The 14,885-nt window shown below is 38.4% G+C and carries 11 protein-coding genes; 4 read left to right on the forward strand and 7 right to left on the reverse strand.

The window, feature by feature from the left end:
• Positions 1 to 484: 484 nt before the first annotated feature.
• On the reverse strand, positions 485 to 1,048 hold the full coding sequence (locus tag CYL18_RS18610) for a TetR/AcrR family transcriptional regulator (protein ID WP_161497170.1): 564 nt from the start codon (positions 1,046 to 1,048) through the stop codon (positions 485 to 487).
• Between the two features lie 149 nt (positions 1,049 to 1,197).
• Here CYL18_RS18610 and CYL18_RS18615 point away from each other — a divergent pair, with 149 nt between their 5' ends.
• From CYL18_RS18615 to CYL18_RS18625, 3 genes are all read left to right on the forward strand, one after another.
• The gene (locus tag CYL18_RS18615) at positions 1,198 to 2,052 is read left to right on the forward strand and encodes a DegV family protein (RefSeq protein WP_104850963.1); all 855 of its coding nucleotides are present in this window, start codon (positions 1,198 to 1,200) and stop codon (positions 2,050 to 2,052) included.
• Positions 2,053 to 2,129: 77 nt separating this feature from the next.
• Positions 2,130 to 4,508, forward strand: a complete 2,379-nt coding sequence (locus CYL18_RS18620) for a penicillin acylase family protein (protein ID WP_104850971.1) — start codon at positions 2,130 to 2,132, stop codon at positions 4,506 to 4,508.
• A gap of 543 nt (positions 4,509 to 5,051) precedes the next feature.
• Entirely contained in the window at positions 5,052 to 5,543 is a 492-nt protein-coding gene (locus tag CYL18_RS18625; RefSeq protein ID WP_104850964.1) for a DinB family protein, read from the forward strand.
• A gap of 78 nt (positions 5,544 to 5,621) precedes the next feature.
• Here CYL18_RS18625 and CYL18_RS18630 read toward each other — a convergent pair whose 3' ends face one another.
• The 5 genes from CYL18_RS18630 to CYL18_RS19565 form a co-directional block, all read right to left on the reverse strand.
• On the reverse strand, positions 5,622 to 6,581 hold the full coding sequence (locus tag CYL18_RS18630; RefSeq protein WP_104850965.1) for an ABC transporter permease: 960 nt from the start codon (positions 6,579 to 6,581) through the stop codon (positions 5,622 to 5,624).
• Complete coding sequence (locus tag CYL18_RS18635; protein WP_104850966.1) at positions 6,581 to 7,732, reverse strand: ABC transporter permease; 1,152 nt, start codon at positions 7,730 to 7,732, stop codon at positions 6,581 to 6,583. The genes CYL18_RS18630 and CYL18_RS18635 overlap by 1 nt, the downstream gene beginning before the upstream one ends.
• Positions 7,725 to 9,257: an ABC transporter ATP-binding protein gene (locus CYL18_RS18640; RefSeq protein WP_104850967.1), complete on the reverse strand. Its 1,533-nt coding sequence runs from the start codon at positions 9,255 to 9,257 to the stop codon at positions 7,725 to 7,727. The genes CYL18_RS18635 and CYL18_RS18640 overlap by 8 nt, the downstream gene beginning before the upstream one ends.
• A gap of 126 nt (positions 9,258 to 9,383) precedes the next feature.
• The gene (locus CYL18_RS18645) at positions 9,384 to 10,526 is read right to left on the reverse strand and encodes a BMP family lipoprotein (RefSeq protein WP_201741320.1); all 1,143 of its coding nucleotides are present in this window, start codon (positions 10,524 to 10,526) and stop codon (positions 9,384 to 9,386) included.
• Between the two features lie 787 nt (positions 10,527 to 11,313).
• Positions 11,314 to 11,610: a hypothetical protein gene (locus CYL18_RS19565; protein WP_104850968.1), complete on the reverse strand. Its 297-nt coding sequence runs from the start codon at positions 11,608 to 11,610 to the stop codon at positions 11,314 to 11,316.
• Positions 11,611 to 12,749: 1,139 nt separating this feature from the next.
• Between CYL18_RS19565 and CYL18_RS18655 the strand changes: the two genes are divergently transcribed.
• The gene (locus CYL18_RS18655) at positions 12,750 to 13,496 is read left to right on the forward strand and encodes a hypothetical protein (RefSeq protein WP_104850969.1); all 747 of its coding nucleotides are present in this window, start codon (positions 12,750 to 12,752) and stop codon (positions 13,494 to 13,496) included.
• Positions 13,497 to 13,853: 357 nt separating this feature from the next.
• On the opposite strand, the gene CYL18_RS18660 is transcribed toward CYL18_RS18655, so the two are convergent.
• Entirely contained in the window at positions 13,854 to 14,723 is an 870-nt protein-coding gene (locus CYL18_RS18660) for an SMI1/KNR4 family protein (protein WP_104850970.1), read from the reverse strand.
• Positions 14,724 to 14,885 lie beyond the last annotated feature (162 nt).

Consider the following 14,885-nt stretch of genomic DNA (forward strand, 5'->3'; position numbering starts at 1 on the left):
GCCCGATACAATATCGGACTCATTCTATGCGAGCTGCTTAAGGAAATAACTGTGTCTAACTTTTTGGGGTCACTTCATATCAGCTCTTTTTTGGTATGCAGCAAAGATAAGATTGGCGAAGGAAGAAGGAAACAAGAAATTAGAAGGAGAACCTTTATATTGTAAGGAACATATCTTTCAAGAACGGAATGACCAATATAAAGGGGAAGTTCATCTGAATAGAAAATACTTCTGGTTTTGGATTGTCTTGATTGCCATAATGGCTTTCATTAGGTGAACTAGTTAATTTTATGATGCTTTTTTTAATTTTGCTTACCTTAATGGAAATAAGTGATGAGCTTAAAAAAAGAAATGGCCGGCCATAGATCAATGATTAAAATGTACATATAATCTGGTTTAGCAGGCAATAGGCATGAACAACATGGAGGAATCGCTCTAATCATCAAACTCTTCCTCCAATCCTCTTTTCAAAAAGGTGTTTTAATTATTCCCCATAAATAATTTTTCCGAGGCCGTAGTGACTGATACTTTCTATCAGATTGGCAATCTCTGAAGGTGATTCCTTAAAATCATTTTGAATCCATTCATTGAGGATGCCAATGGTTCCTGTCGTAATAAAGGTGGATATATAGCCCACCTGCTCTTTCGGAACATTCTTTCCGTAACGATTCCATTTATCTACACATTTCTGATGAGCAATGTCTAAAACATCATTCAAGAAATCCTTCCCATTCTTTAGGCTGAAAAGAATTCTGCTCAGCTCCTTATTCATCAAGATGACCTCTAAAATTTCACTTGTAAATCCAGAAATCGTATAATCATCCTTTGAAATAGATATAGCTGCCTTCAAATCAATCACATACTGACTTTTTAGCTGCTCCATCAAATCATATACATCATCATAATATCGGTAAAAGGTCGCCCGATTGATTTCACACTGTGAACACAGCTCGGTTACGGTAATCTTATTGATTGGCTTTTTCTCAAGCAGCTGCATAAAGGTCTCTTTAATCACTTTTTTGGTATATCTTACTCTGCGGTCTTCCATTATTCTGCTCCCATTCTTAAACATATTACTCGATAGTGTTTAACAACTTACATTTTGTTTTAAATTGATGATTGAATACCCTAGTTGCGACATTATACAATGATAACAAATTTTATACAACATAGTGTTTAATAACTACGGAGGTTTTCATGAAAAACATATCAATCATTACAGATGGAAGTTGCGATATCCCTGTTGAGGTTATCGAGAAATATGATATTAAACTAATTCCCCTTCATTTTCATTTTGAGGACAACATAGAGTATGGTTCAGAACGTACAATGGCCAGCGAAGAGTTTTATAGAAGATTAGCAAATGGGGAGATTGCTAAGACAAGCGCCAGTTCTCCTTCATCTGCCATAGATTTAATGAAAGAAGAGCTAGATAAAGGAAATGACGTCATATGTGTGGCCCTTTCCAGTTCATTAAGCTGTACGTTTAATAATATTAGATTGGCAAGCCTTGAATTGCTAGATTCCTATCCGAATCAACGCATTACCGTGATAGATTCCTTAACCGCTTCTATGGCTATGGGAATGATGGTCATCAAGGCTTGTATGATGAGAGATGAGAGGTATTCCTACGATCAGATTGTTGATTATTTAGATGAAACAAAGCATGCCTACCATGTTGAATTTTACGTGAATGACCTGCAATATCTGGCCCGTGGCGGCAGGCTTAACCCAGCTATCGCCAAAATAGGCGGTCTCATCGGTATTAAGCCAATCCTGTCTGTTACAGATAATGGAGCAATCGAATCTGTCTGCAAGGCCAGAAAAACATCCGGTGCTATCAAGCAAATAAAAGATAGGTTTCTGGCTTCCTCAACAGAAAAGGAAATAATCTGTATTCTGCATTCCAATAATCTTGATAAAGCCTTAGCATTAAAAGCCGACCTCGAATTGGAGGAGAACTTCTCACAAGTATTTATCACAGAGATCGGTCCATCCATTGGCAGTCATACAGGCCCAGAGTGCTTAGGACTTGCTTATCTAAAAAATTGATAGAAGGATATTTCCCCTTCTAGTAAGAATAAATAGTAAAAAGATAGATTTTGTTAAGGGGGACATACTTCATGCAAATGGATATAGCCAGCCAGCCAGCGCGAAAAAAGCGAAGGTGGCCGAAGATTATCGGGTTTTCTGTTCTTGGACTTGTAATTATCCTTTCAGTCATTTTAGTCGCTGCAAACATGTATGCAAAGCGTTCATTGCCGCAGATTTCAGGAGAAATAAAGCTTCAAGGATTGATAGATAAAGTGAATGTTGTCCGTGATGAAGAAGGTGTGCCCCATATAAAAGCGAAAAATGACCATGATTTATACATGGCACAAGGGTATATAACGGCACAGGATCGTCTTTTCCAAATGGATTTAAGCAGACGGCAGGCCTCAGGGCAATTAAGTGAAGTGATTGGTGAAAGCTCAGTAGAACAGGATAAATTCTTCCGTACGTTCGGATTAAGACGTGCTGCTGAAGCTTCTTATGAAGGGTATTCAGATGAAATGAAAGCGTACCTGCAAAGCTATGCTGATGGTGTCAATAGATTTATGAAAGAGGCCATTGCGGAAAACAAGCTTCCAGTCGAATTCACATTGTTAGGATATGAACCATCAGAATGGACGATTATTGATACATTAACAATCGTTAAATACATGGCTTACGATCTAGGCGGACATTGGGAAGGCCAAGTCTTTCGCAGCTACCTATTAAGTGAATTTACCGAAGAAGAGGCAATGGATTTATTCCCTGCGTATCCAGAGGTAGCACCGACTGTTATTGAAGAAGGGGCTATTGATTGGGAAGAAAGCTTTGCCAGCGCCCATATTCCAGATGAATTCAATGGCAGCAATAACTGGGTCATTAGCGGAGAAAAAAGCGAAAGCGGCTCACCGCTTTTGGCAGATGACCCGCATCTCGGATTAATGACGCCATCGATCTGGTATCAATCTACCTTACAATCAAACGAGCAAAACATTAGCGGTGTCACATTTGCCGGAATTCCTGGGATTATCATCGGACATAACAAAAACGTCGCATGGGGTATTACCAATGTAGGACCAGACGTACAGGATGTGTATATCGAAAAAATCAATCCTGATAATCCAAACCAGTATTTATATAATGACGAGTGGATAGATGCAGAGATTGTTACAGAGACCATTAAGGTAAAAGGGCAAAAAGCCATTGACCATGAAGTAATGATTACTCGCCATGGACCTGTTATATCAGAATTTGCGCATGATAATAAAAGCGATACCGCCCTTTCTTTGAAATGGACCGCCTTAGAGGCGACACAGGATTTAGAAGCCATTCCTTTGATGAATAAGGCAAGTAACTGGGAAGAATTCGATGCAGCGATTGAACACTTCAAAGCACCATCATCAAACTTTGTGTTTGCGGCAAAAGACGGAACTATCGCCTACAAAGCATCAGGGAAAATCCCGATTCGAAAAAAGGGCGAAAGCTTAGTACCGGTTCCAGGCTGGAATGATGATTATGAATGGGAAGGGTATATCCCGCATAATGAATTGCCGACACTCATCAATCCTGAAGAAGGTTTTATTGCTACCGCAAATAATAAGATTGTGGACGATTCCTATCCATACCATATCTCGAATGTATGGGCACAGCCCTATCGTCAGCAACGAATTCTCGAGGTTTTGAACGCGAAAGAAACATTCACGGTTGAAGATATGAAGGCTTTGCAAATGGATATTAAAAACCTGCAAGCCGAAGAATTCGTTCCTATTTTCCTTGAACAATTATCAAATCAGAAATTAAGTGAACAAGAACAAGAAGCCGTGAACCTCTTAAAGAAGTGGGATTTTGAAGATGATGAAGCAGAAACGGCTCCACTGCTCTTCCAGACCATGCTGCTAGAAATCTCAGACGTATTGTTTGGAGAGAAAATTTCAGATGAAATGATGGATCTCTTTGAAGGGAAAAATCAGGTCATTGACGAGCTCATTCGCCATGCGAATGAAGGTGAGGAGGGCCCTTGGATCAAAAATAACGGCGGTTTATCCAAGGTCATCCATCAGGCGCTAAAACAAACAACCGACACATTATCCGAACGCTATGGAGACGATATGAGCAAATGGCAATGGGGAGATGAACATAAGCTGCAATTTTCGCACCCTTTATCAAGAGTGAGCCCTCTGCAGCATATTTTCAATAGTAAGGATGCCATCCCGGTTGGCGGAAGTGCCGTGACTGTTCAAGCGGCTAGACGAAATGATGAAACTGGCATCGTTAATCATGGGGCTTCTTGGCGCTATATCATCGACACAAGTGATTTTAGCAAAGCCTATCATATAGTTGGTCCGGGACAATCCGGACATTTCAAAAGTGATTGGTATAATAATCAATTTGAAGATTGGGTGACCGGAGACTATCATATAACGACACTCGATGAACCCATTAATGAAGATCAAACATTAACGTTGACCCCGAATTAAGGGTTGGAAAGGAGCTGCAATCATCGATTGCAGCTCCTTTGTTCATCTGTTTGATTATTCGTACTTGTTTCTGTCTTTGAATCTGCTTTTGCTGGTTTTTCTCTTCCTTTGTTTCTTCAGTACCGTAGCCGTCAATAAAAGGATTAACCAAATTGCTACTAAAATAAATAAGTTCTTTTTCAGAATCATAGCAACCATCACTTTCATGTCTATAAAAGGAGTAATGCTTTTACTCTATAGTTTATTTAAGAAAATACTATCCAGGGATAATTTTATTACCCTGAAGAATCAGTACTTATTACTTATACCATCTTTCAAAAAATACATAAGAGCTGCCCCATGAATTCCAAGTGATAATCCTTCTTCGTCATAAAGAAGGATTAAAAGCTAGATGTGCCGAATATGTCATAAGGTCCTGATGGGATTGTATGCTCAATATCAATGAGTTTACACGAAAGTGACGAGTCGCCTTGGAAAGTTAGAACTTAGTCAGTTATCTTTTCGTTTTGGAAGAATACCCTAAACAGAGAGGAGATTGGTAGTATGCAGGTAGTCACTAAACTGTTTTTAGAACAGCTCGACATGCATTGCCATGAGAATGAATGGTTTGCTTCTCTGAATCAGTCGCTGCAGGGAGTCACCGCAGCGGAAGCAGCATCAACAAACTCAGAAAACATCAATTCAATATGGCAGATTGTCAACCACTTGATATTTTGGAATGAAGATGTCATCCATCGAATTAAGGGCACAGAAAATCCGCTTAAACCGGAAAGCAATGAAGAAACCTTTGGAAATCCAGGAAATCTAGAAGATGAAATCAGTTGGGGCATGACAGTGGAGCGCCTGAATGATGTCATGTATGAGCTAAAAACAGTCATTGCGGATCTTGATGATGAAAGGCTAAAAACCTCGTACGCACCTGACAGATACTCGATCGAACGTTTACTCAGCAATATCATGATGCACAATTCGTATCATATCGGCCAAATCATCCTAATGCGCAAGCTGCAATCCTCTTGGGATGGCGCTTGGTAGGTTGCCCGACAATTAAATATATGGTCAAAAACGAATAAGGCAGCAGCCCCGGTACTTGGGACTGCTGCCTTATTTCATTTACCTCTTCCCTTTATCATAAATCTCACCTAATGCTTTCGGAGCACGGTTGGATTTAGAGAAAAAGATTAATAACAATAATGTCACTACATAAGGTAAGATCATGAATAAATCAGTGTAGCTGCTTGGCAATGCCATTGACTGAGCAATAAAAGCACCACCGGATTTCGCGAAACCAAATAAAAGACAAGCAGCTAGCGTCGGGATGATCTTCCAGTTTCCGAAAATTAATGCGGCAATGGCTAAGAATCCATACCCCATATAAATGCTTGAGGAAAAGTTAGCTGAAATGGAATAGGCAAAACACATACCGCCTAGACCTGATAATAGACCAGATATCAAAACGGCTGTATACCTAATCTTCGCTACGTCTACACCTGCAGCATCAACCGAATGAGGGTTTTCCCCGCACGCTCTTAAGCGCATGCCGAATTTTGTTTTATATAAAAGATACCAAGCAAAAATGGCAATCACGATGATGATCACTTCAAACGGATACACATTCGTAAAGATTGCACCGATTACAGGTATATCGGCTAAACCACTAATCGTAAATCGCTCCATGACACCTAACTGGAACTTGTCCGAAGCCGTTCCAAAGACAAGCGAATTGATTTGTGTCGTCAAGAACGTTGTTAGAGCCAACGCCAAAATATTAATAACGACACCGCTGATTACTTGATTTGCCTTGAACTTAATACATAGGACAGCATGAATGATAGCGAAAACCATCCCGCCGACCATGGCAAATAGTAACGCCACATAAAATAAATCCTGAATATCTGTACCAAACGCATTTGCGATCAAAATAGCTGATAGTGCTCCGATGAATGCCCCAAACCCTTGAAAGCCTTCAAGTGCTAAATTGGTAATACCGCTCTTTTCACTATATATACCGCCTATCGCCATGATAAAAAGAGGCAAAGCAAAGGATAAGCCATCAATAATTACTGTATCCATTATGATTTACTCTCCTTTCGTTCCTCTACTTTTTCACTCATGCAGCTGATTTTATATTTCATGTATACACCACATGCACTAAATAATAGAATCAGCCCGACGATCACAGAAGAAATTTCTTGTCTAATTCCTGCCTGCGAACTCATATACGTGCTGCCCTGATCAATGATGGATATTAGGGATGAAGAAAAAATGACTCCTATTGGGTGAGAGTTTCCTAATAGAGCTACAGCAATGGAATCAAAGCCGATGTCTGATAATACTTTTGGCTGTATGGAAGCGTAATAACCTAAATAATACGTAACACCTGCGAGTCCAGCCAAACTACCTGATATAACCATCGCCAGGACTGTATTTCTTCCCACATTGATTCCTGAATATTTAGCAGCATTACGGTTGGAACCTACCGCTTTAATATCGAAACCAACCACTGTTTTGTCCATAACATACTTTATTAAAATAGCAGTAATGATAGCCAAAACAAAGCCTAATGGGATATCCATTTTCAGGTCCCCTACTTCGACATTCACTAATGTTAATCTTGCAGCTTCAGAAATATATTGAGATTGCCTTGAGACCGGATTAATATAATACATTTGAATAAAAAAGCTGATGATATATTGAGCAATATAATTCAACATAATCGTCGATACGACTTCATTGATGTTGAATTTATATTTTAGCCAGCCTACTAATCCGCCCATTAGTCCACCAGCGATGATACCAATCAGTAATACTAGCGGCTTTGCGATTATCGCATCCAAACCGCTGTAGCCAACAATAATCGTCGCAAAAAAACCAGAGACGAGCATTTGGCCGGCAACCCCGATATTAAATAGACCTGCTCTAAATGCTACTGCAACTGCCAAGCTTGCAAATAAAAGCGGCGTCATCGCATTCAGCAAGCTCATGAAATCAGTCAGCATACTTTTATAGCCAGCATAAGATGGCTTCGGCAGGATTCCTGCCCCTTGGAATAGGTTACAGAACGCCTGCAAAGGATTTTTGCCGATTAAAAGGATAACAATTGCCGCAGCAATAAAACTCATGATTATGGCGACTAATGGAATGGAGATTGATTGCCATTTCTCCTTACGCATTAGCCGAATAAGACGATTACGCAAATTTATATTCTTATTATCTTTACTCATGCTTTGCCCCCATCATATATTCACCGACTTCATTGGTCGTTAATGACTCCCTGCTAGCAATCTTTTGAAGCTGGCCATTATAGATAACTCCTATGGTATCTGCTACATTCATGATTTCATCCAGCTCCAGCGAAATAAGGAGAATCGCTTTTCCACGATCACGTTCCTCAATGATCATCTTGTGGATATTTTCGATAGCGCCAATATCAACACCCCTTGTTGGCTGAACAAAAATCATGAGGGGCGATTGCAATTCAATTTCTCTGGCGATGATGGCTTTTTGCTGATTACCGCCGCTCATTGAACGAACTTGCGTTTTAACGCCTTGACCGCTTCTAATGTCATATTTATCAATCAGTCTGCTGCCAGATTGCTCAAACTCTTCTTTATTTAAGATTCCCTTACTAGAGTAGGGCTCCCTATAATACTGCTTTAATGCTAGATTAGTCGCTAAATCAAAATCCAAAAACAGTCCAAAGCTATGCCTGTCCTCAGGTATATAAGAGATTCCAGCTTCTGTTCTGTTTCTGATCGTTTCATTCGTAATATCCTTGCCGCCAAGGAAGATGGTTCCGCCGCTGACCTTTGTTAATCCAGCAATCGCATCCGCTATTTCAACCTGTCCATTATCTGCGACTCCGGCAATAGCGAATATTTCACCGCCGCGAATCGTAAAGGAAACATCCTTAACCACTTCGAACCCATCTTCATTTTTGACCGTTAGATGCTCTACCTTCAATACTTCCTCTTTAAACTCAGCAGGCGCCTTTTCTGCTTCAAAGCTTACTTCTCTGCCAACCATTAATTGAGCCATGCGATTAACGGAAGTCGTCTTTACATCTAATACATCCACTAATTTCCCTTTATTCAATACAGCGCATCGGTCCGCCACTTTCTTGATTTCATCCAGCTTATGCGTAATCAAGATGATGGTTTTTCCACCATCTCGCAAACCTTTGATAATCTCTAGCAAGAATTCAATTTCTTGTGGTGTTAAGACGGCAGTCGGTTCATCAAAAATGAGGATATCTGCTTCTCGATAAAGCACCTTTAGAATTTCCACTCGCTGCTGCATGGAAACGTTCAAATCAGCTATTTTTTTCGTTGGGTCCACTTCTAAGCCAAAGCTTTTGGACAGTTCCTCAATTTTACGATTAGCATTTCGAATATCTACGTAAGGAAAGAGACCGGCAAATTTTCGGATTGGCTCAACTCCTAGAATAATATTCTCTGTAATCGTATAATCAGACACTAACTTAAAATGCTGATGGACCATTCCTATATTAAGCTTCGCCGCATGGTTGGGTGAACTGATGGTCACTTTTTCACCGCGGATATAAATTTCCCCTTCATCTGGTTCATACATGCCGCCTAGCATACTCATCAATGTTGATTTACCCGCACCATTCTCTCCAAGTAAGGCGAATATTTCTCCCTTTTTTATACCGATGGACACATCATCATTCGCTACTATTCCAGGAAAGCGTTTGGTTATATGTTTCATCTCTACAATATAATCAGACATCTTTCTCCTCCTTAATCACGATCATTAGAAAGGAAAAAATTAGAAGCCCATCATCTCCCTGACCCACTTAGAGTCAGGAAGTGATAAACTTCTAATGTTCATTCCATTATGTGTTTCTATTAAAAATTACAATCCAGGGAACTTTTCTGGTGTATGGCCATTAAAGTTAGATGCAGGTACGATTTTGCCACCTTTCACTAACTCGTATGCTTCATTCATTTTGTTAAGTGTACCCTCTGATAATTGATGACGGCCTTCTTCTTTAATAAAACCAGTAGAATCTGTATCTGCATGAAGAACTACATTACCACTTTTAAAGCTTCCGTCTACAATTGCATTCAATTGCTTTTCAACGTTCATACCCATAAATTTAGCCGCAGATGTTAATACGATGTTTTCAGAACCATTTACACCGTCATCAAATTGGTCAACATCACAACCAATTACTTTTACGTCACCTTTTGCTTCCTTAACAGCGGTGAATACACCATTGCCTGTGCCGCCTGCTGCGACAAAGATTTGGTCTACACCTTTTTTAATCAAGGCATTACCGATTACTTTTCCAGTTGCTTCATCTCCGAAAGATCCTGCATAGTTACCGCCGACATCAGCACCTGTGACATCAGTTCCTGCATAACCGGATAATTCAACAACCTCAACATCTTTTCCAAAAACCTTATTAGCGTAATTTACACCTGATTCAAAGCCAAATTGATAATTTACATTTGAAGGATACGCAATCCCATTCACAACCGCTACTTTATTTGATTTTGTTTCAAGTGCGGCTGCCATTCCTGCAAAAAAGCCACTTTCTTGTTCAGCGAACATCATGGAATATATATTATCAAATTCTGTCTGGTCACCTACAGGTGTAGGCTCAGAATCAATTAGAATAAAAGTTTTATCAGGATTTTCTAACGCAACACTAGAAATACCCGCAAATTGGAACCCAGGCGTTACAATAACATCATAATCTGCTACGATATCAGCAACTGCTTGTACACCTGCAGCAGGATCGCCTGTTTCTTCTTTAATAGCCTTTACAGTCGCTGTTGGATGATTTTTGATAAAGCTCAAAATGCCATTATAGTTATTTTCATTGAAGTTACCATCATCAACACCAGTAAGGCTTGTTACAATCGCAATTTTCAATCCTTCTCCATCTTTACCGGACTCTGCTTTCTCTTCACTATTTCCGCATGCTGCCATAGCAACAGTCATTAAAGCCATAAATAAGACCATTACTAATTTTTTTGTCGTTTGTTTCAAGAAATTATCCTCCTCTAATTATTCTTATTCATCTTAAAAAGAGAGTCTATTTGAACTAGCTTTTGACTTACATACACAAACTCGTAAACAAGCTATTTAAGGTAGCTCAACAGACGCTTTCATCTCATCTCTTTTTATTATATTGAAATAACATTTATTTTACTCACTAATGATAACAACATAAATTCTGCCCGTCAATAAAAAACCGTACATTTTTCACAAAACATAAATCAACATTCGTGATTGGTTGTAAAAAATAATGAAGGCTTATGTATAGTGACCTAAATTTGATAGAAAGACGAAACATCATACGAAAACCATCTTAATTACAGACGCAGCAGCATGGGAAGATTCCAGTCTTAAAATAGCCTTTTTCTTTTGGTGCGGATGTCGTTGTGGAAAAACAGCATGATTATGCTGATGTCGATTTGATTGGGAGGAATGAATTCGGGAAGATGATTGACAAAAAACTCGAGGGTGTTAAAACAAATTAGACTACAAGAAAGACTGAAGGAATCTCTTAAGCCATGAGGAATAAATTCCTCAGTTTCTTGCTCACTGGTTGAGGCAATTGTTTGAACAGCATGATTCCTTCATAAATTTGATACAGAACACATAAAAAGGCAGTGCCTCCGTAAGGGCTGACTGCCTTCTATCAATATGAGCTTTGCTACAACTTCAAGGTGCATAGGTTGTATTGGTTGGTGGGTTTATCAACTTCTTCTGCTAGTGTTCATAAGAATTGTTGCATTATTTAATTCGAAATACGGAAAAAGACACCTTGAAACTATAGCCGCCTGTACCCCGATTTTTTTATTCGCGGCAGCTTACCTGCTGGCTGCTTTTTTATCCAGTTTAGGTATTTCTTCATTTCAGGGTCATCCTGCAATTTTTCAATTGCGTTAAGCCTTATAGCCAATTCCGAATTTGGATAAAGGGCATGAATTTGTTTATGGCAAGGAATACACAGTTTTGATGTATCTTCAGGTCCTCCTCCGAATTCTCTTGGGGTTAAATGGTGAATGGTACGCTCAACATGATCCCGTAAACAAAGTTCACACCTGCCTCTCCCTGCTTTGGCCATAACGCTATCTTCCTTTCTACTCCTGCCAGATTGATTTTCCTAATATCCATTAATCCTAAATCGGCTGTACTCTGCAGCTCTTCCTGCCTATTTTACCAATTTAGACTAAAAATGATTCACTGTTCACTCTTCTTAATGGACCCTCTCCCTCTTTATATAGAAACGGATTGTTCTTCTAACACTGTAAGTTTGATCTGAGCTACTTTAAGGGTTAGGCTAGGGATGGCTCTTAATCCTACTATTAAAGGTATCCGTTTTGATGTGCTGTTCTACAAAACACGCAGTAAGGGCAGGCTTTATTTTGCATTGTAAATGATATATAAACAAAGAAAACCCGCTCATAAGATTGCGCGTTTTCTCATTATCGTAAGTATCACTCTTCTTTATCTAAGCCCTCATTAGTCAAACAAGGATAGGCTCTATTTTACTTTGACATTAATAATAACGGCACCAACCACAACCGATACCATATAAATTGAAAATACGTAATAAAAGTGATCAGAAAGAAAAGGAATAATACAGATATAACGCCAAGTCCAATTAAATAGATTCCTGAATACTTAGAGGCTTTCTTTTTGTCTTTTACTTCACCTTCTACATATCCGGCAGAATTTGTACCTTTCCTTTTTTCCATACAAAATAAGCTGCCAAAAAATGAAGCCCTGCAACTATAAGACCGACAATCAACTGCATTGTTTAACCTCCTTTTACTTCTTCCGCTAACCTTCCCCTTCACTTCCAATAAGAAATTCAACACAAAAAGGCACTAATCCTTCCTTGATCAAGGCATCAGAATAACTATATATATCACTCACGTCACAGTGTTCCGCTTAAATACGCATAAATGGGGCATAATTATCCCTCAACTGAGGAGGTTGAATGTTATTGATCCCAGACCTTTTTGATATCTGTTCATATAAGTTTCTCGTATTAAAGCAGACTTCTCTTTATTTTCCATACCTAAGACAATTACAGACTGAGAAATTGTCTTGTAATTCTAGCGGAAAAGTTCGAATACTCGATAAATAATTTCCTTTCTTTCTCTCTAGTTTTCATTTCTTTATTCTTTTACTATTATTTTATACCCTTAAATAATGAGCATATCACAGCAAAAAAGGCATCTATGGAAGGAGAACATCATGTCAAAAGTTAAATTATTTTTCATTGGAGCAGCTTCTACAGCAATTATTCTAGGAGTATTTTTCCTAGGGAAGGTGTTTTTCGGAGAGGGAGACTCGGAAAAACAAGAAACGATTGTTAGACATGAAATCTATAAAATTACCGAATTAGAGGTTGGAGCTATACAAGAGATCATTAAAGAGACTTACATAGCAGGAAATCCAGTAACAGCTACTATTAAACCCGTTGATAAACAAGGGAACTTTTTCTATAACGAGGTTTTGGGAATGCAAAAGGTAGTTGAACTGAAGTATAAAGCATTAGTTAGATGGGGTTATAGAGGGGAGATTGACAAGAAAACCATCACATACAATGAAAAAGAGGAGATACTGACAATTAAAGAGCCTCAACTAACTGCCTTTTACGCAAAAGATTTGGTTAATTCCGATGAAGAGTTGGGCTGGATACAGTCTATATTCTCTCCCACATCCTATGAAGATGCAAAAATCTATGATAAACAAGCAAACACAATTATCGAACAAACTATTAGAGATAATATTGAAACAGGTAGAGAAAAGGTACAAGACCATTTAAAAGACGAAATAAACAAGTTAATGGAAAATAAAACAATCAAAGTTCCTATCAAAGACATCCATTTCGAGGAATCAGAAAAAGAGTTAAATTTAGTTAACGAAGAACTAGAAGACCTTGAAATTACCCAACCAGAATTAGAGAAAAAGACTGAAGATAAAGAAAGTAAAGAGTAAACATAGAAAGGCAGCGCCCCATGAGGGCTGCTGCCTTATTTCAATACTAATTTTGCTACACACTCCACGTGTGTGGAATGTATGTGGCAACACACGGAATGTTGGTGGGTTTATCAACTTCTTTAACTGTTATCGTGAGGATTACTGCTTTTGCCTAATATTTATTCGAGATATGAAAACAGGTACCTTCAGAAAGAAAGTGGGTATACTTGCTATTAAACAAACGCCCCTTTTTGTTTAAGTGAAGACACTCACACACCAGCATCATTATTATCTTAAATCAATCTGATAAATTACCTAAGGGCTTCTTACTTTAATTTCACTATTTAAATATTTTTACTCTTCTTCACCTCTATATTATTCATCTTCATATGGGACTACTTCATAATCATCATCATCAAAAATTTGCTCCTCTTTTGCTTCTTCCATTTCTTTAATAAATTCGGTTATCAGAGTCGCATAATGGGCAACTTTAGGGTGTTTATTTAACTCATCTATTATCTTATTTACAATAGGAAGATCATATTTAATCCTTTGGAAACTTATGTATTGGAATAAAGATGATCCTATCTTATCTTGAACCTTCTCATCGGTTTCATTTAATATATTTAGGACATAGTTTTCTGTAATACTATTTTTGGGGTAATAGAATAAATTATCCAGTGCTTTTTTGATTTTAGTAAATTGCCCTGATTGCAATAAAGAAATTAATTCATCTTCTGGCATCGCATCTAATTTGTAATCCTCATCTTCGTCAGGATTAAAGCGGTAAAGACCCTCTTCCTCGATGTATAAATCCTTGATAAATTCGTCAAAATTATCAGCCAAAACAAAATCCAAATCTCCATCTGTATCAATGTATGAAACAGCAGGCTCAACTCTATTATTCCTATAGTCCAAAGCAAACCAAGTGTGACCATCTCCGTTTAATATGACAAGTTCTTTAGGTAAATTCCATTCTTTAGTCACGAAAGCCGTATCCAAAATACCTGGCATTTCTCCTACTCCTTGTAGGAATCCAAATTCTACGAAAAAGTTTCCTTCTATTGGACGTTTTCTTAAACGGAGAGCATTAAATCGAATAGATCCACCATTTTGCTCTAATAACAACTTCCGATAAGTTTCAGGGAGCTTGTGTCCCAGTTCCTTTTCAGCTTCTTCTAATTCAGCTTCAGTGAGGGGTGGTTTTCTATAATAATCTTCACGTGCTTTAAGCCAAAATTTCATAATTATCCTCCTTAAAACATTTCTTGATTTGATATAAATCCTTCTTCCGCTAAACTCCCTCAATAAACATAGTGAAATCTCACGTTTTCTCCTGTTTTCTTAGATTTTCATCATCGTTTGATATCAATAGACTATCTTCTATATGGTTGAAACTATCTCAGA

Origin of the sequence: Pradoshia eiseniae, assembly GCF_002946355.1 — a bacterium.
Taxonomy (GTDB): domain Bacteria; phylum Bacillota; class Bacilli; order Bacillales; family Pradoshiaceae; genus Pradoshia; species Pradoshia eiseniae.